This window comes from Pseudoalteromonas ardens (genome assembly GCF_030125445.1).
In the GTDB taxonomy this organism is placed as follows: Bacteria; Pseudomonadota; Gammaproteobacteria; order Enterobacterales; family Alteromonadaceae; genus Pseudoalteromonas; species Pseudoalteromonas ardens.
Window position 1 is genome coordinate 91,852 of record NZ_JASJUV010000011.1, and the last position, 26,369, is coordinate 118,220.

Sequence of the window (26,369 nt, forward strand, 5' to 3'; positions counted from 1 at the left end):
TTCTTCTACCACAATGCCGTATGTGCTGGCGAGAGCTTAAATGCTTTCGCATTGTCACTGGAGTTGCCTTGCGCGGCCTTCACCGCAGCAAATGCCTGCTCAAAGTCTGCTAATAAATCGTCGATTTCCTCAATCCCCACTGAAATACGGATCAGTGTGTCACCAACACCCGCCTCAAGCCGTGCAGCCGGGTCCATGCCGGCATGTGTCATAGTTGCCGGGTGACAGATCAAACTTTCAACGCCCCCCAGGGATTCTGCCAGGGAGAATTGCTTCACACTGGTCAGGAACTTAGCAGCATCCGCCAGTTCCCCTTTAATATCAAAACTCACCATGCCGCCGAAACCTTGCTGCTGCTGTTTCGCCAGTGCGTGCTGAGGGTGGCTTTCCAGCCCGGGATAATAAACCTGGCTAACAAACTCTGATTGCTCAAGGTAACGTGCAATCGCCAGCGCATTCTCCTGATGCTGTTTAAGGCGAACATTGAGTGTACGCAATCCACGTAAAGTCAGGTAGCTGTCAAACGGCGCACCCGTGATGCCGATATTGTTGGCCCACCAGGCCAGTTCATCACCCAGCTCTTCGGTTTTGGCAATCACAGCCCCACCCACAACATCAGAGTGACCATTGATATATTTAGTGGTGGAATGCACCACTATATCGACCCCAAATGCGATGGGGTTTTGCAGTGCCGGCGACAAGAAAGTATTGTCAGCAGCAACCAGCGCACCGCACTGCGCGGCGACATCCACAACAGCCTGGATATCCGTTAAGCGTAAAATGGGGTTACTTGGTGTTTCAATCCAGACCAGTTTAGGTTTAATGGCCAGAATTTCCTGCAAACTGTCACTGCGTGTCAGATCCAGTACTTTTACCTTGAGCAAACCACGCTTTTCCAGCGAGGTAAACAAGCGGTAGCTGCCCCCATAACAGTCGTGTGGGATCACTAAGGTATCATCAGCATTCAGTAACTGAGTCACCAGGTGAACCGCGGCCATACCCGTTGCGGTAATGATCCCCTTAGCGCCACCTTCCAGCTCCGCCAGTGTTTGCGCAAGAATATCGCGATTCGGGTTACCACTGCGGCCATAATCGTAATCGCGCTTTTTATCAAAATCCGCGAAAGAATAGGTGGTCGACAGATAAAGCGGCGGCACCACCGCACCATGATGCTTGTCAGCATCTATGCCTGTACGTACCGCTATGGTTGACTTGTTGCTTTGGCTCATAGGTCACCTGGATGAATTAGATGTTTAGACGTCTAAAAGGTTAGATGAACAAAAGTTAGAAGTCAAAACATTTATACCGCTAAATGGCTAAATAACTAGTATTTGACTATCTTTTTTAAACCGATAAAATTTCGCCACTCAACGCGAACTCTATGCTAATAAGACTGAGTATTTGAGCTTAAACTATGGCAAATGACGTGCAACATTGCCAACAGAGAGCCTACGTGTCACGGTTGGATCCATACACAGTACACAGTCTTATTCGCATTGCATCTACAACACTGAGGCAAGTACATCACTATGGCTAAATGGAACGGTGAATATATTCACCCTTATGCAGAACACGGTAAGAAATCAGAACAGGTAAAAAAGATTACTGTTTCTATCCCGCTCAACGTACTGAAAGTGCTGACCGATGAGCGCACCCGTCGCCAGGTCAATAACCTGCGCCACGCGACGAACAGTGAGTTACTGTGTGAGGCATTTCTGCATGCCTTTACCGGCCAGCCACTCCCTGGTGACGAAGATCTGCGCAAAGACAACCCGGAAAAAATCCCGGCAGAAGTCCGTCAGATCATGACGGAAATGGGTCTGGAGATCCCAGAGATTAATGAAGAATAATCTTTGCAGTGCCAGTGAAAAACAGCAATAAAAAAAGCCTCACATTGTGAGGCTTTTTTTTGCTCAGGCTGGCTTATGCCATGTAGTTTTCTGGCATCTCAATTTGTGCAACACCCGACTCTACCGCGGCCTCAGCAACGGCTCTGGCGATACGTGGCAACAAACGTGGGTCCATCGGCTTAGGGATGATGTAATGTTCACCAAACTCCAGGCTGTCCACATCCGCCGCTTTAAGTACTTCAGCTGGCACTGGCTCTTTGGCAATGCTGCGGATTGCTTCTACCGCTGCAATCTTCATTTCATCGTTAATGGCCGTGGCACGCACGTCCAGCGCACCCCGGAAGATAAACGGGAAGCACAGTACATTGTTCACCTGGTTAGGGTAATCAGAGCGACCCGTTGCCATGATCAGATCATCACGCGCGCCATGTGCCACTTCCGGGCTGATCTCAGGGTCCGGGTTAGAACAGGCAAATACCACTGGCTTATCAGCCATTAATTTCAGATCTTCCGGTGACAACAGATCCGGGCCAGAGACACCCACAAACACGTCGGCATCTTCGATCACGTCCTGTAACGTGCGCTTGTCCGTGTTATTGGCAAACAACTTCTTGTATTCGTTGAGATCATCACGACGAGTGTGAATAACCCCTTTGCGGTCAAGCATATAAATGTGTTCACGTTGTGCGCCACACTTAATCAAAAGCTCCATACACGCGATGGCAGCTGCACCCGCTCCCAGACAAACGATAATGGCGTCATGAATGTTCTTGCCCTGGATCTCCAGCGCATTCAACATACCCGCAGCGGTGACAATCGCGGTGCCGTGCTGATCATCATGGAATACCGGCACATCACATCGCTCGATCAGCGCACGCTCAATCTCAAAACACTCAGGTGCTTTGATGTCTTCCAGGTTAATACCGCCAAAAGTATCGGCAATATTTGCAACTGTATTGATAAAGTCTTCAGTTGTACGGTGCTTAACTTCAATATCAATTGAATCCAGGCCAGCAAAGCGCTTAAACAGCAGGGCTTTACCTTCCATCACTGGCTTGGACGCCAACGGACCCAGGTTACCTAATCCCAAAATAGCAGTACCATTACTGATCACAGCCACCATGTTACCTTTACCTGTGTAACGGTATGCATTGCTGGGATCGGCTGCAATTTCACGAACCGGCTCCGCAACACCCGGGCTGTATGCCAGGGCTAAGTCTTTGACGGTTTCTGCAGGCTTGGTCAACTCTACGCTGATTTTTCCTGGAACGGGGTGGGCATGGTAATGTAACGCTTGTTCACGAAAGTCTGACATGACGCGATTTTTTCCTACGAAGAAGTTGAAAGTGAGAGTGAGATAAAAATTCGCTAACTGTGTTAAACCATACCTTTTTTAAAAATTAATTCAAGCCATATCAGGTCTATCCTGTTAAAGCAAAGATAGTTGGCAGTTAGCAATATTTAGCGACTTTTTTGCTACTTTTCGGCAATCTTAACTCACAATAAATGATCCGATAAGTGTCACTTTCAGTTCAAAATAGCGTCATTTTTATGCGGAATATAAATCAGATGAATAAAACAACGAGAAAAAACAAATTTCCGACACTTAACTACCAAGTTAAGCATTTTAACAACACTTAGATGACATTAAATAAAAAGAAATGAGGCATTTACAGGGATAGGTATGCATATTAATCAGGTGAATATGGTCATTCAGGAGGAATTTACGCTGTGATATGACTGTCACAAGAATGCGTTTTTACAAGCACAACAGCACGCCGGCTTACAGACAATAACCTCGCATTACTGGAAACTTTACTGACCAAACGGCACTGATCCGTCCACTTTGCATAATAAAATGCAGCATACGAAAAAACCAAAAATGACAGGGTACAGAAACGAAAAAAGCACCCGAAGGTGCTTTTTCTACAGCAAAAGTAAAACTTACTTCTTGCTGCTAAGCGCACCAAAGCGCTTGTTGAAGCGATCAACACGACCACCTGTGTCTAGGATCTTCTGCTTACCTGTGTAGAACGGGTGACATGCAGAACATACGTCCAGGTGAATGTCTTTACATAGTGTTGAACGAGTCTCGAATTTGTTACCGCACGAACAAGTAGCTGTAATTGTTTCGTACGTAGGATGAATACCTTCTTTCATAGGACACCTCTAGTTAAGGCCGTATCGCTCTCCAAACCCGAAGTCTGGCACCATACGTAGTTATACAAAAATTGTGGACGCGTATTTTAGGGTCAATCGGGACGATCCACAAGCAATAAATACAATTTAACTGTTATTTTTTGCGCAATTTCGAAATGTGGCCGAAAAATATGCCATGCACACCAAACTCCCTCACGACTGGCATGCATTTTTGCCTTGTTACGGTATACTGAGCCCGTGTTCTGTTAGCACCTTATATGACTATCAGGCACCTGTCCTTAACTTTGATATTCAGATGCCGGAGTCTCCATGCGCTTCGCCGAAGTCGCTTTAAAAGTGCCTTTACATAGAACCTTTGATTACCGCCTCGAACCACAACAACAGCCCTGTGTGGGAGGCCGAGTCAGAGTAAAATTTGCCAATCGAGCCTGTGTTGCCATTGTCGTGGCGTTAAAGTCTCACAGCGATGTGCCCGCAGAGAAAATAAAAGCCGTTGAGTCTGTGTTGGATACCACCCCCGTGCTGTCACCAGAGCACCTAGGGTTTTTACGCTTCGGTGCCCAGTATTATTGCCATCCTCTGGGCGAAACCTTGTTTACTGCCCTGCCTGGCGCACTGCGCGAAGGCGAGCAAGTTGATAAAACCCAGGTGCCGGTACTGACGCTGACACCAGCCGGGCGTGAAACCACTCAGCTCCGAGCAAAAAAACAATTGGCATTGCTTGAGCAACTGCGCAGCGCCGGAGATGCCACCGCCAGTGAACTCAAAACGCTGGGCTTCTCACAGGCACAGATCAAAGCCTTATTAGAAAAAGCACTGATCAAGGAAGAGCTGCGCACCGATACGCACTGGCAATCCAGGCCGTTACAGCTGGGCAGTAAGCCCAGGCTCAATCCGGAACAGGCTACCGCCTGCAGTGCAATCAACAGTGAGACCGGGTTTCGTACCTTTTTACTTGAAGGGGTGACAGGCAGTGGTAAGACCGAAGTGTACCTGCAAAGCCTCGAAGCCATCTTAGCCAGTGGTAAACAGGCGCTTGTGCTGGTACCAGAAATAGGGCTAACGCCACAAACAGTTAACCGTTTTAAACGCCGCTTCGAGGGATTACCCATTGATCTTTGGCACTCGAATCTGACCGACAATGAACGCTTACACACCTGGCGTCGCGCCGAGCTGGGAGAGTCGGCTCTGGTGATTGGTACCCGCTCAGCGATCTTTTTGCCCTTTCAGACACTGGGTATGATAGTGGTCGATGAAGAACACGACGGTTCGTTCAAACAACAAGACGGGTTGCGCTACCATGCCCGTGATCTGGCGGCCTACCGTGCTGCACAAGGTCGCTTTCCTTTAATCCTCGGCACTGCCACCCCGGCACTGGAAACTCTGCAAAAAGCGCTGCAAAACCGCTATCAACTACTGCCGCTCACCAAACGAGCACAAACCCAACAAGATAACCGCTTCATGTTGGTTGATATGAAAGGTCAGGCGGAGCAATCCGGATTTGCCAAAACCAGTCTGGATACCATGGCTGCCACACTGGCACGCGGACAACAAGTTATGGTATTTCTCAATCGGCGTGGCTTTGCCCCGACACTTATCTGTCATGAATGTGGCTGGCTGAGCAATTGCACCCGCTGCAGTACCAGCGCCACCTATCATAAATCCCTTAGCCGGCTGATCTGCCATCATTGCTCTGAACAGGCGTTTGTGCCCGTGCAATGCCCTGACTGTGGCAGCACTCAGATCATGCCCACGGGATATGGCACAGAACAACTGGAAGAGTTTTTATCCCAGCAATTTGCTGATTTTCCAGTGCACCGTATAGACCGGGATTCAACCCGGCGTAAAGGCAGCCTCGAAACCGTGCTGGATGAAATTAACCAGGGCGGTGCGCGACTGCTCATTGGCACTCAGATGCTCGCCAAGGGGCACCACTTCGCAGACGTCAATCTGGTGGTGATCCTCGACGTGGACAGCGGATTGTATTCGTGCGATTTTCGCGCCACGGAGCACATGGCGCAGCTCATTACCCAAGTCGCTGGCCGGGCCGGACGCAGTGGTGAAGCCGGCACAGTGCTGTTGCAAACTCACTTCCCGGAGCATCCTTTATTACAGGATCTGGTCAACAACGGCTATCAGGATTTTGCCCGCTATGCATTGCGCGAACGCGAGGAAACCCAGATGCCTCCCTACAGCCACCTGGCTTTGATCCGTGCGGAAGCCACCAACGCACAACTGGTTATGGCGTTTTTATCAGATCTGGTTCCAGCCACCCCCTACCCTGGTATACAATTACTCGGACCGATCCCCGCGCCGATGGAACGCCTGGCCGGAAAGTACCGATATCAATTGCATATTCAGGCAGCGCAACGCAAAGTACTGCATCAATACCTGGCGCAACTGGCTGATTATATTGGCCAGCATAAACTCGCCAACCGGGTGCGCTGGAGTATTGACGTTGACCCTATGGATACCTATTAAAAAAACGTTATGGCACAACACGACTATATAAATAAAAAGCCGGGCGGCAAAAAAGCTGCCAAAGGAAAGACCGCCAAACCCTTTCCGAAATATTTTGCTGCGCTGACACTGGTGTTGATCGGTGCCTTTGGTTATGGCCTGTGGTACATCAAACAGCATGGCGAACCAGAGGCACAGCCTGTCAGCCCTGCGCCCGCAAAGACAACTGCGCAACCGAAAGCCGAAAAAGACCTGCCACGCCCGCCTGATTTCATCAAAGACATTAAAGATCATGAGGTGAAAGTCGAGGTCAAGAAAATTGAGAGCCAGGGCCCCTATCAGATGCAATGTGGTTCATTCCGAACCTATAAGCAGGCAGAACAAATGAAAGCCAAGATGGCGTTTGCCGGCCTGATCGCTGAGATCCGTCGCACAGAAGGCTCCAATGGTGTCTGGTACCGGGTGCGCCTGGGCCCCTATGATACCAAACGGGGCGCTGAGAGCGACAAAAATAAGCTGGAGCGGATAAACATCGTCAGCTGCGGGATCTGGAAGTGGACTTGATCTTAGTGAAATCGTCCCTATCTCTACCCTAATTGATTTTATACTTGAGGCATGTGCCTCCTGATTAAGGAATACTATGACAACTATCGTGAGTGTTCGCCGAGGCGACAAAGTCGTAATTGGCGGAGATGGCCAGGTATCACTTGGCAATACGGTAATGAAAGGCAACGCTAAAAAAGTGCGTCGCCTCTACAACGGTAAGGTACTTGCAGGCTTTGCCGGTGGCACTGCCGACGCCTTCACCCTGTTTGAACGCTTTGAAACCAAACTGGAAATGCACCAGGGTCACCTCACCCGTGCGGCCGTTGAAATGGCAAAAGACTGGCGAACCGACAGAGCACTGCGCAAACTGGAAGCTTTGCTGGCCGTTGCCGATGAGACCGCATCATTGATCATCACAGGTAATGGTGACGTTGTTCAGCCAGAGCACGATCTAATCGCCATCGGTAGTGGTGGTAACTTTGCTCAGGCAGCAGCCACTGCGCTGATTGAGAACACTGACCTGAGTGCCCGAGAAATTGTGGAAAAGAGCCTTAAAATCGCAGGCGATATCTGCGTCTTTACCAACAATTTCCAAACCATCGAAGAATTGTAATAGGAATTGCCATGACAGCAATGACCCCAAGAGAAATCGTCCATGAGCTGGACCAGCATATTATTGGTCAGGACAAAGCGAAGAAAGCCGTCGCCATCGCGCTCAGAAACCGCTGGCGTCGCATGCAGCTTCCTGAAGAGCTGCGTACTGAAGTCACCCCCAAAAATATTCTGATGATTGGTCCAACGGGTGTGGGTAAGACCGAAATCGCCCGCCGCCTGGCTAAGCTGGCAAACGCACCATTCATCAAAGTTGAAGCGACTAAATTCACCGAAGTCGGTTATGTGGGTAAAGAAGTCGAAACCATCATCCGCGATTTGGTTGAAGTGTCTTTCAAAATGACGCGCGAGCAACAAACCAAGAAGCACAAACACCGCGCAGAAGAAGCCGCTGAAGAACGCATTTTAGATGCACTGCTGCCACCAGCCAAAGATGCCTGGGGCGAAACCCAGCAAAGTGATAACAGCTCTACGCGTCAGGTATTCCGTAAGAAACTGCGTGAAGGTCAGCTGGATGACAAAGAGATCGACATTGAAGTGGCAGAAACCTCCCCTCAGGTTGAGATCATGGCACCGCCAGGCATGGAAGAAATGACCAATCAGTTGCAGGGCATGTTCCAGAACCTGTCAGGCGACAAAAAGAAAAGCCGCAAGCTAAAAATCAAAGAAGCCTTCAAGCTGTTGATTGAAGAAGAAGCCGCGAAGCTAGTCAACCCGGAAGAGCTAAAAGAGCAGGCGATTTTTGCCGTTGAGCAAAATGGTATCGTGTTCATTGATGAAATCGACAAAATCTGTAAGCGTGGCGAAGCCTCTGGACCCGATGTTAGTCGTGAAGGCGTGCAACGTGACCTGCTGCCACTTATTGAAGGCTCTACCGTCAGCACCAAACATGGCATGGTCAAAACGGACCACATTCTGTTTATTGCTTCAGGGGCATTCCAGATGGCGAAGCCTTCTGATCTTATCCCAGAGCTGCAAGGTCGCTTACCGATCCGTGTTGAGCTCGAAGCACTTACAGCAAAAGATTTCAAACGCATTCTGACTGAGCCTCATGCGTCACTCACGGAGCAACAACAAGCCCTGATGGACACCGAAAGTGTCAGCATCGCATTCAGTGATGATGCCATTGAGCGCATAGCACAGGCTGCCTGGCAGGTGAATGAGAAAACAGAAAACATTGGTGCCCGTCGTCTGCACACTGTGATGGAAAAGCTAATGGAAGAGATCTCTTTCGATGCCTCCGATAAAGCCGGTGAGTCACTAACAATAGATGCAGCCTATGTCGACAAGCATTTAGATATGCTGGTACAGGACGAAGATCTGAGCCGCTTTATTCTTTAACGGAATCCCGCCCGATCACTGATCGGGCTTTTTTATACCTATGTATCAAGTTACCAAACTGCATTACCACACCCGACAAAGTCGGCTTGATGTGTACTTTGATGATGGTCTGACGCACACACTCAGCGCCGAATTTTTGCGGGTCCACTCCCCGTCAGCTGAGGTCCAGGGACATGGTCCCGGTCAACAGCAGCTGGTCCTCAATAAGCAGGATGTGACCATCAGCCAGATTGAGCCGGTCGGCCATTATGCAGTCAGACTGGTATTCGATGACGGCCATAACTCGGGGCTGTTCAGCTGGCAATACCTGCGAAAGCTCAGTGAGCAAGAAGATGAGCTATGGCAACTTTATCAGCAGCGTGTGTCTGCACGCCACGATGTGCCCATTAAGTTTACGCCCTGATCCGCGGTGATACACACAAAAAAGGCGACCTGTAGTCGCCTTTTCTTTTACCCAACCCGGTGAACCGGGTCGGCACTAGACTTGGTATTTTTCCACCGACTCGTATAAATTACGTGCCTGCTCTGACAGTTCCTCACTGCTTTGTGCATTACTGCTGGCATGATCTGACGCCACCTGGGCAATGTCACGGATCTTCACAACATTTTTGTTCACTTCAGAGGCCACCTGTTTTTGCTCATCTATCGCGGTGGCAATGTGGGTGCTCATTTCCATAATGGTTTGCACATCTTCAGTGATCATACCGAGCAGATCGCCTGCGCGTTCGGCCTGTGCCACACTTTCATTACCCTGCTCACGACACTGCTCCATGATATTAACCACTTCACGTGTACGCTGTTGCAAGGTTGAAATGATGCTTTCGATTTCCTGCGTCGAGTCCTGAGTACGTTGCGCCAGCGAGCGCACTTCATCCGCGACCACAGCAAAGCCACGACCTTGCTCACCGGCACGGGCCGCTTCAATCGCTGCATTCAGTGCCAACAGGTTAGTTTGCTCTGCGATACCGCGGATCACATCCAGTACCGAGCCTATCGTTTCACCATCGCGCTCTAACTGGCCCACCACGTCGGATGCACCACCCAGCGATTCAGACAGCTGCATAATATGCTCGATCGTTGCAGTCACCTCAGAGCGCCCTAACTGTGCATTCTTGTTGGTTGATTCCGCTTTATCTGCAGCCGCTTCGGTATTATGTGAAATATCCTGGATCGTGGCCTGCATCTCAGTGGCCGCCGTTGCCACCATATCGGCCTCGTGCAACTGCTCGGTCATGCCTGCACTGGTCTGTGCTGTGGTATCCGATAAATGGTGGGTTGCATCATTGATGATCGCAAGCGCACTGTTTACGTCGCCAATCAACTCTTTAAAGTCGCCAATCAGACTATTGAAGTCTTTGGTCATCAGGGTAATTTCATCGTTACCCGTCTGTTCGATAGGGATGCGTAAATTATTCTCACGACGGATCCGCTCTATGGTCTGATAAACCCGCTCAACCGGACGAATAATTGACTGGCTGGTCGACAGCACCAGCAACATCACCACGACAGAGGCCACAACAAAAATGATCAGGGCAGCCATTTGCGCCATTTGCGTATTCTCTGTGACAGCTTGCTTTGCCTGCTCGACAATTCGTGCAACGACAGCATCACTTTGCTCAACGCTTTTCTTCATGCTGCCCAGAGCGCCACTTTGAAGGTCCAGGCCAAGCTTGGTCTGTGCATCAACTAAATTTCTGAAGCGCGTTTGATATTGCTTTATCAGGGCCTGGATCTGACGCTCATACTGCGCATCAAAGCCAGCCGCTTTGACCTGTGCCTCAAATTTGCTGATTTGATCGTCAAACTTTTTGAGGTATTTCAGATCCAGTCGCAGCATAAAGTCTTTTTCTGCGCGTCTGAGCATCAACATACTGACCAGCAGGTCATCACGTGATTGCTGTTTGAGCATGGTCTCTACTTCGTGGACCGCGCTACGAAGCGCGCCATAGAGACCATCCTTTGGATGCAGTCCTATGGTTTGTTGTAACTCAACAACGTGATTGAAATCATCTACGTAGGTTTGCGCAAGACGTTCGAACTCTCGTAAATTGCCGTCGTCGATACCGAACTCAGCAAATATCTCGTCCAGTAGGCCAGCTTTACGTTGCAGCTCGCTGTAGTCCTTGGCATATAAATCCAGTGCCTCAGTATCTTTATAGAACAAAAAGTTCTTTTCATGTTTGCGCATTGAGAGCTCATGAATATCAAGCTCTTCAGCATACTGAATGGTTTCATTCAGTTTACGCATGGTACTGGCTTCGATCATGATCACTGCCAGCATAACGACTAAAGCCACACCCACCACCAGCGCATTTAACTGCAAGCGCCGCTTGATGGTCAGATTTTCCAGAAATGCCATACGGTTACCCAATTATTACAAGACCTGCAATAGAGTATAGATTATTCCGTCAGCAACGCCGCGCACTATTTGCTATTTTTGCACGACTTTATTACTAAATGCACATTAATTAAGCGGCCTTTGGTGCTTTATTGAGCACCGCTTGCCAAAGCGTATCATGTAACTCATTGACATTATGCCATTGTCCCTTAGTCAGCCACAGCGCCAACGGCGTCGCATCACTGGGGAAATTAATTTGCTGTCCACCCGGTGATTCTAACCATTCGTCCAGCGCCTCTGAATTTAGGTAATTCATTACCTGGGCTAATCCCAGCGACTGTAAGGTCATGGCATTACTTTGCTGTTCAAACTGCCCCTGCAATGGCTTTAACAGTAGCTTTTTACCAAACTTCAGCGCTTCACTGGACAATTCAAACCCGGCATTAGCCACCACTCCGGACGCATTGGCTAAGTCAGCAATGAACCCATCTCGCGACGGCGCGCGCAGATGAATGTGATTCAGTGACGTGTCGTGCGCATCCGGGTGATAGCAGTAAAACTCCCGGTCAGGAAAGTCCTTAAGCAACTCGACGATATGTGACAGATCTTCAAAGGGCAAATACACCAGTACTTTATTAGCAATGGACTGATTGCCAAAATCCCCCAACTGATAGGGAATAAAAGGCGGCACGATGTTTTGGGCAAAAGGTTGCCAGTGTACACCCAGATGAATGTCTGCCGGCGCGAACCAGCGAATTAACGAACGCAGCATAAAGTTGCCACCAAAAATGGGCACTTTGGGTGATAAGAAAGCACTTTGATGACTCATAGCAACCACAGGCACCTTGGCTCGGCGTGCCGCCCAGGCCGTCACTGGCTCAAAATCGTTAAAGACCATATCGTAGCCACGCATATCAAAGCGCTGCACATCCTTCACAAAGCGCCCGACACGTAATTGCTGAAGCGTCCCCTGGTAATTCAATCGGCCATGACGGGTCGCAAAGCTGATCCCGCGACGAGTTTGATAGTCTCCAAACACCGACATATCAAAGTAACGCTCGTCGGGACGACCAGAAAACACATAATCGACATCAATGCCCAAACGCGTAAAACACTCTGCCATTACCCGGGCGCGGGTAATATGACCATTACCAGTCCCTTGTACGCCATATAAAATTCTCATAATTCCCCTACAACTCCTATCGCCAACACAGCACATCCACTCCCTATCACTGCACCCAGAATGACATCAATCGGATAATGCACCCCAACCACAATTCTCGATAAAGACACGCCCGATGCCCACATCATCAACGGCAGCGCCAATGCCGGAAAGTGTTCTATCAGACACGTGGCATAAAGCCAGGCACCGGCACTGTGGCCAGAAGGCATACTAAATTTATCACTTGGTGTAAGCATGGCTTTTACAGCCAGGCAATCACAAGGGCGGATCCGCGCAATGCGGTTTTTCAGATAGAGATAAAGCGGCCGCTCAATGGCAAATGCCACCACGGCACACAAGGCAAACTGCTGCCCGACCGAGCCCATAAACAGTGCACTCAGGATACCCAGTATCACATAGAGCCCGCCGTTTCCGCTTTTTGACAGTGCCAACATCACCATTTTGAACCAGGGCTTACACTCGGGTTTATAAAGGGCGAAATAGAGCGCCGTATCGAGTTTGATGATCTGTGCTTTCATAGCTCATGCTTACATTTGTTCACAAATTCAGCATAGAAGAGCTAAATAACACTGCCACGACATTTTTGTGACACAATTATGTATGTTGATTCAAAGCATTGCGCCCCTACATAATGGGAGTATACTGGATTGTGAATTCAGTTATTTTCGAGGACGCCCGTATGGATTACAGCACTTCCGACTTATGTGACCATTTTGCCGATGCGGTTGATGTATTAGAGCCGATGTTTATCAACTTTGGCGGTCAAAGCGCCTTCAGTGGCCGTATCAAAACACTCAAGTGCTTTGAGAATAATGAACTGATCAACCAGGCTTTACAGCAAGATGGTACTGGCCAAATCTTATTGGTCGATGGCGGAGGTTCCACACGCCGGGCACTCATCGATATTGAGCTTGCAGAGCTGGCAATGGAAAATAACTGGCAGGGTATTGTGGTCTATGGTGCTGTGCGCCATGTCGAGGAACTGGAAGAGTGTGATCTCGGTATCCAGGCAATCGCCTCAATACCCGTCGCTGCCGACAGCCAAGGCGGTGGTGAGCAAGGTATCCCGGTCAATTTTGCCGGCGTATCTTTCTATGATGATGACTACCTGTATGCGGATGCCACCGGCATCATTATTTCTGCCGAAGAGCTACAGTTAGAAGTCGACGACGAACAGAGCGAATAACACCGCTAGCGCATTCTAATCTCCCTGGGCAAAGCCCGCCTTTGCCCGGCACAACCCCATAGATCGACCTGAATTATGAGTAACCACTGGCTTCATATTTACACCGAAGCGGACATTACCGCATATTGTCACAGCCGTGAAAATGAACAACGCTTCTGGCAAACCCTGGCTTTCCTGCAACCCAAAAACGATTTAACCCAGGCGCTGCGCGATGCTGCGCAGTTTGGTATTAAGTATGTGTTGGTTGCTATCAACGAGGATTTGGGACCTCGGGCTAATTGTGGCCGGGGCGGCGCCCACCTGGGCTGGCAAGCTTTTTTACAACGCTTCTTAAACCTGCCTTGTAATCGCTTTTTAACCCCGGATGATGTCTTACTATTAGGCGAAGTCCGATGCGATGATTTGCAACAGCAAGGTGCCGATCTGGATAACCGAGACCCGCAGCAGCTCGCTCAGTTGCGCGAGCTAAACGGTCAACTTGATGAACGCGTCAGCACTGTCATGAAGGCCATCTTTGATGCAGGCCTGACCCCCATTGTGATTGGTGGTGGCCATAATAACTGCTTTGGTCTGCTACAGGCGTTGTCCCAGAGTACTCAGCAGGCTTGCCATGCCATAAACTTCGACCCGCATGCCGATTTTCGCGCGCTGGAAGGCCGTCATTCTGGTAATGGCTTCAGTTATGCTCACAATCAGCGCTATCTGTCTGATTATCACGTGGTTGGCATGCATGAACAGAAAAACAACCACACCATTATCTCAGCACTGGATAATGCGGGATTCAGTTACGCCAGTTATCAGGATATTCTGGTACGCCGCACACTGACACTGACTGAAGCCTGCCAGATCGGGCTGAATCGCTTTGCCGGACAAGCACCTCTGGGTGTTGAAGTCGATGTCGATGCGATATCTCAAATGCCAGTGAGCGCTTATACCAACTGTGGTTTCAGCGTGAATGATGCCGAGCACTTCGTCCACTTAGCGGCGAGTCAGGAGCGCGCACGTTACCTGCACTTGTGCGAAGCGGCCCCCGAGCATCACCCGCAAGGTGTACAACAAGGGATCAGCGATGCCGGTCAGGTCCTGGCTTCCCTAGTCTGCAGCTATTTGCAGGCTGCGCCTAAACCCGGCACTTAATTTGAATCTGGCTGAAAGGTTTCTGGGGTGTCTTCCGGATGCTCCCAGCGCCATTGTTTCAGCCAACTGATCATGCCCACGCTGCTCAGGGGTCTGGCAAAATAATACCCCTGCGCCGCGAACGTGTTGAGGCTTTTCACGAACTGAAGCTGCTCCGGTGACTCTACCCCTTCACAAATCACTTTGCATTCCTGGATCTGCTGCATTTCCACAATCCCACGAACCACACTCTTGAAGGTGCCCTGATGGCCATGATCTGAGGTCAGCGAACGGCCCAGCTTGACATAATCTACGGTCAGCTGAGGCAATTTAGACAAAGTGACCGGGGTTTCACCAAAGCTGTCGATACATAAACGCAGTCCCATGGAACGCAACCGCGATACCATGGCAATGCCCTGAGGCTCGAGGCTGGTAAACAAACTGGCAGGGCACTCTATGATTAAGTCACCCGGCTTCAGCTGATGCTCCAGCAACACGTGGTCGATAAACTCGATAAATTCCTCGTGCAGCATTTCTGGTCCAAACAGGTTCAGACTCAATGGCATAGCTATGCCTTCCATACGCAATGCCAGTGCGATCTCTGCCGCGCGCTCAATCACATATTGTGCGACGGGCAATGCCAGGCCTGCAATGCGGATATCTTCGATAAATTTACCAGCCGCCAGGATCCCCTGCTTGGGGTGTTGCCAGCGCAACAGCAACTCAAGAAACTCAATATCACCATCTTCGTTGCGTACCACAGGCTGAAAATACAACTCCAGTTCCTGGCGAAAATCAATGTGTGCCAACTCAGCCAGACGCGCCTGTTGCTCCAGCCGGTTGATTTGCATCTGCTGCTGATAAGGCGCTATCGGGCTGTCAGGCTGACTATCCAACGCCAAAAAGGCACAGGTTAATAAGTTCTCGAACAGCCCCTGCTCTTCGTCACAGTTCACATAACTGGCGCGCGCCTTGACTTCAATGGTGCAGTTGCCCACGTTAAAAGGTTTCAGGGTGCTTTCAATGATTTCACCGACCATCTGTTCATGCAGGTGATGCTGATTAACCAGGCTACACACAAACACAAAATGCAAACCGCCAAGATGGGCCAGCCGGGATACTTCATTGCCAAGCGGAATTGGCATCACATCCGGATGCTGCAAATGCTGTTTAATTCGATTGGCAGACTGGGCTAACAAGAGATCGCCAAACTCCCGACCGAGATGAAAGTTCACCTGCTGGAAGCCTTCAAGGCGGATCATGACGAGCATGGCTTCACTGGGGTCACGCTGACGAAACTCATAAAACGCACTGCGAAACCCAGCTCTGTCCGGCAACTCGAGAATGTCCGCCGTTTTGCTTTCCTCACTGCCCGCGGGGAGTGGCGGTACCAGAGAAGCTCTGGATAATGTTAACTCGGCCAAAAACATCGGTAACAGCGCCAGCACCAGTAAACCAGGGGACAGCTGCCAGAACAATATGCCGGCCAGTGCGAAAGCAGCAGCACAGGCACTAAAACAGGTGACGACCTGGTACCTTAGTTGCTCAGAGCGGATCGCAAGCCAGATATGCAATACCAATAGAGGTGCCAGTAAATAACTAAAAAGATGTGCGGTGTCAGCCAGGAAAGCCAGCGCCACCGCCGTTGTGGTTGCATACACAATGCGATGCAATGGCTGCTGACTCACCATAATCGCACCGATGCTGGCACTGAGCAGCGCACCGGCTACAAAGGCCATCAGCATTGGGGAGTGTTGACCAGCCCCTTGCCAGAAAGAGTCCACCGACACACCCCCAACAGCAGCCATTACAGCAGCGGGGAACACAGCCAGAAGTAAGATAATGCTTTTGTTACAATGTTTTAGCAGCGCTTTTTTCGTCATCGGCGGACCATTGTGAAATTCTTACTATTGCACAAGTTTACCCGAAATCCAGGTATTTAACAGGTCATTTACGCCAAACTGATAACTGAGCTCAGCCGGATGACCGACCTGCCACAGTACCATATCGGCGCGCATGCCGACTTTCAGCATCCCCCGATCCGACAAACCCAGCGCTTTAGCACCATGGCGCGTAACGCCCAGCAAGGCTTCTTCCGGTGTCATGCGGAACAGGGTGCATGCCATATTCAACATCAGGCGTAGTGAGCACAATGGCGCAGTTCCCGGGTTAAAGTCACTGGCTAGTGCAATCGGTACATTATGCTGGCGCAGTAGCTCAATCGGGGGTAATTGGGTTTCACGAAGAAAATAAAATGCGCCCGGCAGCACCACACCGACAGTGCCCGCTTTGGCCATCGCTTTAACACCCACTTCATCCAAATACTCAATGTGATCGGCGGACAACCCATTAAACTCAGCCACCAGCTCACTGCCGTGCTGGTTCGACAGCTGCTCAGCATGACATTTCACTTTTAAACCCAGCTCTGTGGCTTTGGCGAATACCCGGCGCGTTTGCGCATTGCTGAAACCGACATTTTCACAAAACGCATCGACCGCATCGGCCAGAGATTGTTCGGCTACCTGAGGTAGCATTTGCTCGCACACCAGATCGATATAACCATCGGCGTCTTCACGATACTCCGGCGGAAGCGCATGAGCGCCCAGGAACGTACTTTGTACACTGATCGGGTGGTGCTCATCCAGCATACGGTTGACTTCCAGCAACTTAATTTCGCTCTCACAATCCAGGCCATAACCCGATTTGCTTTCCACTGTGGTGACGCCTTCACTCAGCAAGGCATTCAGTCGCGTTTTGCCGGCCACAAACAAGTGTTCATGATCCGCAGCACGGGTTGCCTTCATGGTCGTTGCAATGCCGCCGCCCTGCTGTGCGATTTGCTGATAAGACACGCCATTAAGGCGTTGTTCAAATTCCTGAGCGCGTGAACCGGCGAACAGAATGTGGGTATGACAATCAATCAGGCCTGGCGTCATCCAGGCCCCTTTTGCCGAGATAGTCGGTGTGGTCACCGGATCAAACTCCGGTAGCTCAGTTTGTGCCCCAAGCCAACAGATTAACCCATCTTTGACCATCATCGCCCCATGCTCAATGGCACCATAAGGGCGTTCAATATCCGGGTCCATGGTCGCCAGATTGACGTCCAGAACCACTAAATCAACTTCCATCACCACTCAATTCCTCATCTCTAACTTGCTGCTTTGAGTGTAGCAAGATTACTTGTATATACAATAGAGGTGTGCCATGTTTATCAGTGAGCTATGTCCGCTCAGCCTGACGCGACAGTTGGGTTTACTTTACTAACCATGGCATGAGATTGTGACAACGCAACCCAAATTTGCACAAATAAAACAACATATCATCACGCAGATCCGCAGTGGTATCTGGCAGGAAGATCAACAAGTTCCGTCTGAAAACGCCTTGTCCGCGCAATTCAGGGTAAGCCGCATGACCGCCAGACGCGCACTCAGTGAACTGACCGACGCCGGGATCCTAACCCGCAGCCAGGGCCTGGGTACCTTTGTCGCCAGATTCAAATCCCAGTCTTCACTGTTGGAAATTCGTAATATCGCCGACGAGGTCAAAGAACGCGGTGGTGACTACACCTGTGTGGTCCTGTCTCTTGAATCTATGGCGGCCATCGCCCCAATCGCCATTGCACTGGGTGTTGAAGTCGACACACAGGTGTACCGCAGTGTGCTGGTACATCATGACAATGAACAACCTCTGCAAGTTGAAGAGCGCTTCGTTAACCCCCAATTGGCACCTGACTACCTGCAACAGGACTTCACGCAAATCACCCCCCATGAGTACCTGGTCCAGATAGCGCCCCTGACAGAGGCACGCCATACCGTTGAGGCCATCATGCCCGGCCCGGATATTTGCCAGTGGCTAAATATGTTTCATGAGGAGCCCTGCTTACAGCTGATCCGTAGAACCTGGTCTGAAGGCGGCATTGTCAGTTTTGCCCGGTTAATTTCACCGGGCAGTAAGTATCGCCTGGGTGGTCATCTGACCTTTAAGAAGTGAACTTGCTCAGATGGCGTGCTGATAGCTAAACCCCAATTCGCTGATGGCCGCACCGTCAATGATCCGCGCTTTGCTGACATCGCTGGCAAAGCTTGGGGGTTGTGTGCCCGCCTGCGCACAATGCGCCTGATAGTAATCCTGCTTAAAAGGATGTGAAGGTGCACACACATTATAAACCGACCTTGCCTGTGGCCAGTGAGTCAGTACTGACATAACGGCTGAAACCACATCATCACGGTGTACCATATTAACCCGCTCCTGGCTGCTACTGCGTAAGGCCTTACCAGCGATAAATTGTCCTGGTTCCCGCCCTGGCCCGACCAAGCCTGCCAGCCTGAGCACCTTACCACCATAAGACAACACCAGTTGTTCTGCCTGCTGCAAAATGCGTTGACGCTGTGAGTCGGTTGCAGCCAGTGTGCCCTGCTCGTTGTATACCCCATCAGCGTCGGCATAAACTCCGGTGCTCGAGCACAGTAAAAAGCCCTGCATTTGCAGCTCTGTCGCCAACGCCAGCGTCGCTTCTAACGTCACCAAATAATTACTGTCTTCGCGACGCGCACCCGGCGGCATCGCACAGAGCCAAAAAGCGTGCTGTAACGATACGTTATGCACCAGTCCTGTCCCATCATGAACCAGTTGTCGAGACAGGGGGCTGCTGTGCGGCTGTCGTCGGGTTGCCTGTACCTGCCACCCTTGTTCTGCCGCGGCTTCGGCCGCAGGCATTCCCAGCCAGCCCGCACCGGCAACAACGAGTTTTTTGTGCATATCTTTATCCTGTAGTTTGATCAGCTCTACACATCATGCAACAGCACACTGGGTACTGGCAAAAATCTGCGATGACATAGGAAGTAATAAAAACGACTGATTTATTGCTAAAAGTTAAAGTATCTGTCCCTATTGCCGATTAGGGATGTAAAGATTATTCGTCAAGTGTTATCAATCAACCGCCGTAATTTGTAGCCTTCTTGCATGAGATATGGTTTGATTGAAGCTTGCCTGATCCCAAGAAAAAGAAAAACGCATGCTTGAAAATTTATCCCTTAGAAAAAAAATTCTCTTTTTGATTGGCGGTACCATTTCTGTTTTATTGGTTGCTGCGTCAGGGTATTTCGTTAACCACATTGCCCAACTTTCCCGAGAGGGCATAGAGAGAGAAGCAGAAAGTCACTTATATGCCGAGAAGCTCTCCATGGAATCCTTCTTTACGCGTTACGGTGCCATTGTCGAAACTTTTGTTACCAATCCACATAATGTTAATTGGTTTGATGACTACACCCAGCGAGAAAAGCCGCTGAGTGCCGACTACGGCTATCAGGAAGTGAATCAGGACTTTATCCGCATCTCAGCCAGCGATGAGAACATCCTGTCCGCTTTCATGGCATCGGCACGCACAGGTGAGTACTTCAAAGAAAATGAGCGTACCTCAAACTACTCTGATGGTCGCCCTTACTACTCGTACAAACGCCCCTGGTGGCAGGATGCGCTCAGTCATGGTGGTCTGTATGTCGGTGCAGTGTCTGTTGATATCAACACGGGTGCCGTCTCTGCTGTCGTTCAGCAACCTGTCTACAATGCCCAACGCGAGTTGGTTGCGGTAGGTGGTGTTGACCTGCAAATTAACAAGATCAGTGAGCTGGTTGAGCAGATCCAGTTTGATGGTCAGGGTTATGGCTTCTTACTCGACCACGATTATAAAGTGGTCCATCTGTCCAAACGAACCGGGCATAAACTCTCTATTACAGATGAGGGCGCGAACGGCAAAGAAGGCCTGGAAGCGCTGGAAAGACAATTTGCAGATACCGAAGGATTTACTGAGCTCAATCGCGCAATGCGCTCAGAGGGCGCTGGTGCCACCATGGTTACCCTCAAAGGCGTTGATTACTATGTGGTATTCAACAACGTTAAACTCGACAAACCAATCCTGGATTGGCACCTGGGATTGCTGATCCCGGTCAGCCTGATTGAAGAGCCTGTCAATGATGCTGTAATGAGCACAGTGACCGCTGTGATCATCATTCTGGCCATTATTGTTGCCATGATTTTATGGGCCACACAAATGATTGCTGCGCCAATCACCACCCTGACCAATACCATGCGAGATATTGCCTCAGGTGAAGGTGACCTGACACGTCGTATCGATATTAACAGTCAGGATGAAGTCGGCCAGCTGGCTCACCACATGAACACCTTTATCGACAAGCTGCGCAGTATGATGCTCGACACCGCAGCACAAGCACAGCAACTCAGTGGTGCTGCCGCACAATTGCAGGATGTGTCGACCAACACCAACAACGAGATCCAGCAGGAGAAAGAGCAAGTTGACAGTGTGAGTGCAGCAGTCACAGAGATGGCAGCCACAGTCACTGAAATTTCCCGTAATGCCCATGAAACAAACCGGGCTGCTGATCTGGTTCAGAGCATGACCAATGACGGTGCTGCGCGCTCTGGTCAGGCGCAGGAAGTCATGACTCAGCTAGCTGGTCACATTGGGGAGGCAGCCAAAGTGGTTGCCGGTCTGGAACAGGAAACCAGCAACATTGGGGCCGTGATTGACGTGATCAATGGCATCGCAGAGCAAACCAACCTGCTGGCACTCAACGCCGCCATTGAAGCTGCCCGCGCGGGTGAGCAAGGTCGCGGTTTTGCCGTGGTCGCTGATGAAGTACGCAGCCTGGCCAGTCGTACCCAGGAGTCGACAGATGATATCCGTAATATGATTTCTCGCCTGCAACAGATTGCTCAGCAAGCCTCTGTGATGATGCAACAAGGTCAGGAACGTGCAGAAGGGTCTGTAGGACAAACGCAGGAAGTGCTGGATGCACTGCGTAATATCACGGAGTCGGTCAGTACGGTACAAGATCAAAGTCACCAGATTGCGACCTCAACGGAAGAACAAACAGTCGTTGCTGAGGATATCAATAATAGTCTTAATGCCATTAATGACCTGGTCAATAGCACAGCGAACCACGCACACTTGCTGGCCGATGAAGCCCGTGACCTGAATAGTCTGGCAAAAGCACTCAATAACACCGTAAATCAATTTAAACTGTAACGTCTGAGTGGCCCGGGCTCCCGGGCCACCTGAAAACACATTCCCCACTATTTCTGTCTTGCCAAAACTTGACTAATGCACAGTTGCAGACGATCACTTATAAGGTGACTCTTTGCGGATCAGTGCTTAATTATGTTTAAAAACCTCAAACTGGCGCAGATGCTTGCGTACTCCTTTGGCGCCCTCATCGCTCTGATGACGGTAATTTCTATCTCTGCCTACCTTGGGCTTAATACCGGTTATAACAACTTCGTCGAATATCGTACATTGGCACGCAATGCCAATTTAAGCGGCCGTCTGCAGGCGAATTTACTGATGGTGCGCCTCAATGCACTCAAATACCTGAAAGAGCAGAGCACAACCAACATTAATGAATTTAATGAGCGTTTTGATTTGCTCAAGGAACTCATGGATCAGGCCCAGGCAAGTATCTCGGATACCAGTTACCAGAGCCAACTCAATAACAGTGCGAGCGACATTGAAGAATATCGGCGGGCATTCGAGCAAATTGTCCAGTTATACGCTAAACGCAATGACATAGTAACCAACCAGCTGGATGTCAAAGGCGTGCAAATGCGCACCATACTCAGCGATGTGATCAACAATGCACATCAACAAAATAATAATGAAGCCTTGTTCGCAGCGGCCCGGTTGCAAGAAACGCTGTTGCTCGGCCGTTTATACGTGGTCAAATTCCTGGTGACAAACACAGACAAGGATTACCAACGCGCCATTGAGGAGTTTAGCCAACTGGCTGCCCTGCTGGACGAACAGGCCGGGGCATTTGCATGGCAACCGGTTCAGGGCATGCTTGTTGAGTTCTTACAGCACAAACTTGATTACATTACTGCCGTCAAAGCCGTGAACCAGACTATATTGCAGCGTAACCAGCTCATCTCACAAAAACTCAATGTCATTGGCCCTCAGGTAGCTAACACACTGGAAGAGATTAAACTGGATGTTAAAGCCCGTCAGGACGAGCTTGGCCCTCAAGCGCAAAGCACCAGTGAGCAGGCGGTGATGCTGGTCACCACAGTATCGGTGTTTGTGGTGTTCGCAGGCGCATTCCTGAGCTGGTATGTCAGCAATTTACTACGCGAGCCCATTGGCGGTGAGCCAAGAGAAATCGAAGCTCTGGCCAAAGCCATCGCCAAAGGCGATCTCAGTTACCAATTTGCGACCACGAATACCACAGGCATATATCGGGCGATGTCCGAAATGACAACCACACTGCGGGACATAGTGAGTAAAATCAAATCTGCTACCACCACATTAAATGATACGACCGGTGCAATGATTTCAATCACTGAGAAAACCAAAAGTGAAACCGATCAACAGCAAGATCAACTGACCCAAAGTGCCACAGCGATGCAACAAATGAGTGCGACCGTACATGAGATCACGCAGAGTGCGCAACTGGCTGCCGACGCGGCCACAGAAGCTGACCAACAATCCCAGACTGGGATCCAGGTGGTACAAACGTCCCGTGAAGCCATGAGTGAACTGGTCGGCAGTATTCAGCAAGTTAGTGAGGCCATTACCCAGTTAGAAAACGAGACGGAGTCGGTTGGCTCCATTTTAGATGTGATCCGCAGTATTGCAGACCAAACCAACCTGCTGGCACTCAATGCGGCAATTGAAGCCGCGCGAGCTGGTGAGCAAGGCCGGGGCTTTGCCGTGGTGGCCGATGAAGTACGCAGTCTGGCCAGTCGTACGCAGCAAAGTACCGAAGAGATCCAGGCGATGATCTCGCGCTTACAAAACGAGGCCAAACGCTCAGTAGAGCATATGCAGCGTAATGTTGACCATGCAGAGAACTCCGCGGAACAAACCGAACACGCCGGCGCAACGTTACAAGCAATTTGCGGCTCAATCAGCACCATCCGCGAAATGAATTTGCAAATTGCCAGCGCATCAGAGGAGCAGAATACAGTCTCAATGCAAATATCGGAAAGTGTCACCCATGTCAGTGAGAGTGCAGCAGAAACAGCGCAGGGAGCACAGCAGGTGTCCCAGGACGCCAAAGCACTGAGCCACATTGCCCGTGAACTTAACACCCTGGTAGACCAATTTAGGCTGTAGAGACCGACAAGATGGGGCAGTGACTGTCATCCCTGCCCTTCCTTTTGCTTTAGATCAACGCCCCACAGCACAACTTTGCTTACACTAGCCTTCTCAATAGCAAAGAGAGTGCGATCGTGATTAAATTACCTCAGTGGGATGATTCCCTTATCAACAAGTACAACATCTCGGGCCCCAGATATACCTCTTATCCAACTGCCCTGTCGCTGGAGTCGGGTTACTCACAGAGCGATCTGGTTGACGCCATTGCACACTCAGACACCCGTGCGCTGTCCTTGTATATTCATATCCCATTCTGTCACCAACTTTGCTATTACTGTGGCTGTAATAAGATTATTACCCGACACCAGTCCAAGGCGGACGTATACCTCGACCATCTGGAGCTGGAAATCGCCGCTCAGGCACCGCTGTTTAAAGCGTATCAGGTTGAGCAATTACACCTGGGAGGCGGCACACCGACCTTTCTGACCACAGCGCAAATGACGCGCCTGGTCACCATGCTGGAACAGCACTTCACCTTCACACCGACTGCTCAGCGCGGCATTGAAATCGATCCCAGATCGCTGGCCGAAGACATGCTGCCAGCGTTGAAAATGCTCGGCTTTAACCGTGTGTCATTCGGGGTGCAGGATTTTAATGATCAGGTGCAGGCCGCAGTAAATCGCCCGCAACAGATTGAAGAAGTGCTGTTGCTCTTAAAACAAGCCCGCGAGCTGGGCTTTAAATCCATTAATATGGACATGATTTACGGCCTGCCTCATCAGAGCGTTGAGTCCTATCGCGATACCATAGCGCAGCTCATTGAGTTGGGCCCTGATCGGGTTTCGGTGTTTAACTATGCCCATCTGCCAGACAGATTCGCCGCCCAGCGCAAGCTGAAAGAGGCCGATATGCCCGATGCCAAAGAAAAGCTCGCGATCTTTAAGCAAACACTGACACAGATGAGCGATGCCGGTTACCAGTTTATCGGTATGGACCATTTTGCCAAAACCGATGACGAGCTGGCTGTGGCACAACGACATAATCACCTGCACCGAAACTTCCAGGGCTATACCACTCATGGTAACTGCGACTTGCTCGGTCTCGGCGTCTCGTCTATCTCACAGATCGGCAATGCCATTCTACAAAATGAAAAAGATCTAAAGCCCTACTACCAGGCTGTCACTGAGCGCCATAGCGCCATTCATAAAGGCGTCAAGCTCACCCGCGATGATGAAATTCGTGCCGCTGCGATCAAGCAGCTTATTTGCCACTTCGAGCTCGACAAAATAACCTTTGCCGCTGAACATGACCTCGACTTTGACGACTACTTTGCCGATGCGCTAACGGCACTCAAGCCCCTGGCTGAAGATGGCCTGGTGGACCTCACCGAGCATCGTATTGAAGTCACGGCTAAGGGTAATCTGTTTATCCGCATCATCTGTATGTGCTTTGATGCCTATCTGCAACAACAGATCAAAAACACCCGCTTTTCACGGGTGATTTAAGGACTTACAAAAGGGGAAGCACCTCATACGTACAACCCGTTTAGTGGTGCTTCAATTAACAGCCATGAACCTCAGGATCGGAAATAAAACAGAAGTGATCACAGGACTTATTGGTTCGACAACCGCGCGTGCCAACTGGTAAACAAGCCAGCAGTGAGCCACCCGCGACTTTTGGGGTCATATCAACAGGCATTGTGGTTGTGCTTGGGGATAACGCCTTCATCGGCTTTTTATTGAGTTTTAATTTCATTGGATTTTCCTTAATAACAAAGTGAATTGCACCACCGAGCATAGTTTAAAAAACAACCAACCTCAATACCTTGATTTAGCAACGTAACACGCATCGCTACAGTACCTCTGCAAGAATATCCCCCAGGAATGGCGCACATTCACGGATAGTCATTCTATTCAGACGACCCCTAAATAACCTGACTGCCCCAAACGCAAAAGCCCCGGCCAAAAGGCCGGGGCTTTTCAAAAGTTTAATTTAGTTAAAAACTAAAATTAAGCTTTCTTAGGACGAACCAGAACGCCTACCAAAGTCCAGGATGTTTTCTTAGGGGTTTTGGTGGTGACGCACATTCACGGATAGTCATTCTATTCAGACGACCTCTAAAAAAACTGACCGGCCCAAACGCAAAAGCCCCGGCCAAAAGGCCGAGGCTTTTCAAAAGTTTAATTTAGTTAAAAACTAAAATTAAGCTTTCTTAGGACGAACCAGAACATCTACCAAAGTCCAGGATGTTTTCTTAGGGGTTTTGGTGGTGACGCACATTCACGGATAGTCATTCTATTCAGACGACCTCTAAAAAAACTGACCGACCCAAACGCAAAAGCCCCGACCAAAAGGCCGGGGCTTTTCAAAAGTTTAATTTAGTTAAAAACTAAAATTAAGCTTTCTTAGGACGAACCAGAACGTCTACCAAAGTCCAGGATGTTTTCTTAGGGGTTTTGGTGGTGACG

The 26,369-nt window shown here is 50.0% G+C and carries 22 protein-coding genes; 12 read left to right on the forward strand and 10 right to left on the reverse strand.

The window, feature by feature from the left end; all coding sequences use genetic code 11:
• Positions 1-5: 5 nt before the first annotated feature.
• The gene (metB, locus tag QNM19_RS23010; RefSeq protein ID WP_010386200.1) at positions 6-1,229 is read right to left on the reverse strand and encodes a cystathionine gamma-synthase; all 1,224 of its coding nucleotides are present in this window, start codon (positions 1,227-1,229) and stop codon (positions 6-8) included.
• A 300-nt stretch (positions 1,230-1,529) separates the two neighbouring features.
• On the opposite strand from metB, the gene metJ reads away from it, so the two are divergent.
• The gene (metJ, locus tag QNM19_RS23015) at positions 1,530-1,850 is read left to right on the forward strand and encodes a met regulon transcriptional regulator MetJ (protein WP_010386199.1); all 321 of its coding nucleotides are present in this window, start codon (positions 1,530-1,532) and stop codon (positions 1,848-1,850) included.
• Between the two features lie 73 nt (positions 1,851-1,923).
• Here metJ and QNM19_RS23020 read toward each other — a convergent pair whose 3' ends face one another.
• The gene (locus tag QNM19_RS23020) at positions 1,924-3,165 is read right to left on the reverse strand and encodes a malic enzyme-like NAD(P)-binding protein (RefSeq protein WP_010386198.1); all 1,242 of its coding nucleotides are present in this window, start codon (positions 3,163-3,165) and stop codon (positions 1,924-1,926) included.
• A gap of 629 nt (positions 3,166-3,794) precedes the next feature.
• Positions 3,795-4,010 carry a 50S ribosomal protein L31 gene (gene rpmE, locus QNM19_RS23025; protein WP_010386197.1) on the reverse strand — a complete coding sequence of 72 codons (216 nt, stop codon included), beginning with the start codon at positions 4,008-4,010 and terminating at the stop codon, positions 3,795-3,797.
• Positions 4,011-4,319: 309 nt separating this feature from the next.
• Here rpmE and priA point away from each other — a divergent pair, with 309 nt between their 5' ends.
• The 5 genes from priA to QNM19_RS23050 all read left to right on the forward strand — a co-directional run bounded on the left by priA (position 4,320) and on the right by QNM19_RS23050 (position 9,372).
• Positions 4,320-6,491 (forward strand): primosomal protein N', encoded by a 2,172-nt coding sequence (gene priA / locus QNM19_RS23030; RefSeq protein ID WP_049863792.1) that lies wholly within the window; start codon positions 4,320-4,322, stop codon positions 6,489-6,491.
• A 9-nt stretch (positions 6,492-6,500) separates the two neighbouring features.
• Entirely contained in the window at positions 6,501-7,034 is a 534-nt protein-coding gene (locus tag QNM19_RS23035; protein ID WP_049863791.1) for an SPOR domain-containing protein, read from the forward strand.
• Between the two features lie 76 nt (positions 7,035-7,110).
• Positions 7,111-7,629 carry an ATP-dependent protease subunit HslV gene (gene hslV, locus QNM19_RS23040; protein WP_010386191.1) on the forward strand — a complete coding sequence of 173 codons (519 nt, stop codon included), beginning with the start codon at positions 7,111-7,113 and terminating at the stop codon, positions 7,627-7,629.
• Positions 7,630-7,640: 11 nt separating this feature from the next.
• Positions 7,641-8,969: an HslU--HslV peptidase ATPase subunit gene (hslU, locus tag QNM19_RS23045; protein WP_049863790.1), complete on the forward strand. Its 1,329-nt coding sequence runs from the start codon at positions 7,641-7,643 to the stop codon at positions 8,967-8,969.
• A 40-nt stretch (positions 8,970-9,009) separates the two neighbouring features.
• On the forward strand, positions 9,010-9,372 hold the full coding sequence (locus QNM19_RS23050) for a gamma-butyrobetaine hydroxylase family protein (RefSeq protein ID WP_284027258.1): 363 nt from the start codon (positions 9,010-9,012) through the stop codon (positions 9,370-9,372).
• A 75-nt stretch (positions 9,373-9,447) separates the two neighbouring features.
• On the opposite strand, the gene QNM19_RS23055 is transcribed toward QNM19_RS23050, so the two are convergent.
• The 3 genes from QNM19_RS23055 to QNM19_RS23065 form a co-directional block, all read right to left on the reverse strand.
• The gene (locus QNM19_RS23055) at positions 9,448-11,328 is read right to left on the reverse strand and encodes a methyl-accepting chemotaxis protein (RefSeq protein WP_284027259.1); all 1,881 of its coding nucleotides are present in this window, start codon (positions 11,326-11,328) and stop codon (positions 9,448-9,450) included.
• A gap of 109 nt (positions 11,329-11,437) precedes the next feature.
• The gene (locus QNM19_RS23060; protein ID WP_284027260.1) at positions 11,438-12,490 is read right to left on the reverse strand and encodes an MJ1255/VC2487 family glycosyltransferase; all 1,053 of its coding nucleotides are present in this window, start codon (positions 12,488-12,490) and stop codon (positions 11,438-11,440) included.
• Positions 12,487-13,008, reverse strand: a complete 522-nt coding sequence (locus tag QNM19_RS23065) for a phosphatase PAP2 family protein (protein WP_049863789.1) — start codon at positions 13,006-13,008, stop codon at positions 12,487-12,489. Before QNM19_RS23065 ends, QNM19_RS23060 begins: the two co-directional genes overlap by 4 nt.
• A gap of 161 nt (positions 13,009-13,169) precedes the next feature.
• On the opposite strand from QNM19_RS23065, the gene rraA reads away from it, so the two are divergent.
• Positions 13,170-13,676 (forward strand): ribonuclease E activity regulator RraA, encoded by a 507-nt coding sequence (rraA, locus tag QNM19_RS23070; protein ID WP_049863788.1) that lies wholly within the window; start codon positions 13,170-13,172, stop codon positions 13,674-13,676.
• A gap of 75 nt (positions 13,677-13,751) precedes the next feature.
• On the forward strand, positions 13,752-14,813 hold the full coding sequence (locus tag QNM19_RS23075; protein ID WP_284027261.1) for a formimidoylglutamase: 1,062 nt from the start codon (positions 13,752-13,754) through the stop codon (positions 14,811-14,813).
• Here QNM19_RS23075 and QNM19_RS23080 read toward each other — a convergent pair.
• Positions 14,810-16,675, reverse strand: coding sequence for a GGDEF domain-containing phosphodiesterase (locus QNM19_RS23080; RefSeq protein ID WP_049863787.1), 1,866 nt, complete (start codon positions 16,673-16,675; stop codon positions 14,810-14,812). The two genes, QNM19_RS23075 and QNM19_RS23080, sit on opposite strands and share 4 nt — an antisense overlap.
• Positions 16,676-16,699: 24 nt before the next feature.
• Complete coding sequence (hutI, locus tag QNM19_RS23085) at positions 16,700-17,920, reverse strand: imidazolonepropionase (protein ID WP_197094248.1); 1,221 nt, start codon at positions 17,918-17,920, stop codon at positions 16,700-16,702.
• 151 nt (positions 17,921-18,071) lie between these two features.
• Here hutI and hutC point away from each other — a divergent pair, with 151 nt between their 5' ends.
• On the forward strand, positions 18,072-18,782 hold the full coding sequence (gene hutC, locus QNM19_RS23090; protein WP_284027262.1) for a histidine utilization repressor: 711 nt from the start codon (positions 18,072-18,074) through the stop codon (positions 18,780-18,782).
• A 6-nt stretch (positions 18,783-18,788) separates the two neighbouring features.
• Here hutC and QNM19_RS23095 read toward each other — a convergent pair whose 3' ends face one another.
• The gene (locus tag QNM19_RS23095) at positions 18,789-19,550 is read right to left on the reverse strand and encodes a Rossmann-fold NAD(P)-binding domain-containing protein (RefSeq protein WP_284027263.1); all 762 of its coding nucleotides are present in this window, start codon (positions 19,548-19,550) and stop codon (positions 18,789-18,791) included.
• Positions 19,551-19,806: 256 nt separating this feature from the next.
• Between QNM19_RS23095 and QNM19_RS23100 the strand changes: the two genes are divergently transcribed.
• The 3 genes from QNM19_RS23100 to hemN all read left to right on the forward strand — a co-directional run bounded on the left by QNM19_RS23100 (position 19,807) and on the right by hemN (position 25,406).
• On the forward strand, positions 19,807-21,837 hold the full coding sequence (locus QNM19_RS23100; RefSeq protein WP_049863785.1) for a methyl-accepting chemotaxis protein: 2,031 nt from the start codon (positions 19,807-19,809) through the stop codon (positions 21,835-21,837).
• A gap of 132 nt (positions 21,838-21,969) precedes the next feature.
• Positions 21,970-23,919 (forward strand): methyl-accepting chemotaxis protein, encoded by a 1,950-nt coding sequence (locus QNM19_RS23105; RefSeq protein ID WP_049863784.1) that lies wholly within the window; start codon positions 21,970-21,972, stop codon positions 23,917-23,919.
• 116 nt (positions 23,920-24,035) lie between these two features.
• A complete protein-coding gene (gene hemN / locus QNM19_RS23110) occupies positions 24,036-25,406 on the forward strand; it encodes an oxygen-independent coproporphyrinogen III oxidase (protein ID WP_049863793.1) in 1,371 nt (456 codons plus the stop codon).
• 55 nt (positions 25,407-25,461) lie between these two features.
• On the opposite strand, the gene QNM19_RS23115 is transcribed toward hemN, so the two are convergent.
• The gene (locus QNM19_RS23115) at positions 25,462-25,656 is read right to left on the reverse strand and encodes a hypothetical protein (RefSeq protein ID WP_049863783.1); all 195 of its coding nucleotides are present in this window, start codon (positions 25,654-25,656) and stop codon (positions 25,462-25,464) included.
• Between the last annotated feature and the right edge of the window lie 713 nt (positions 25,657-26,369).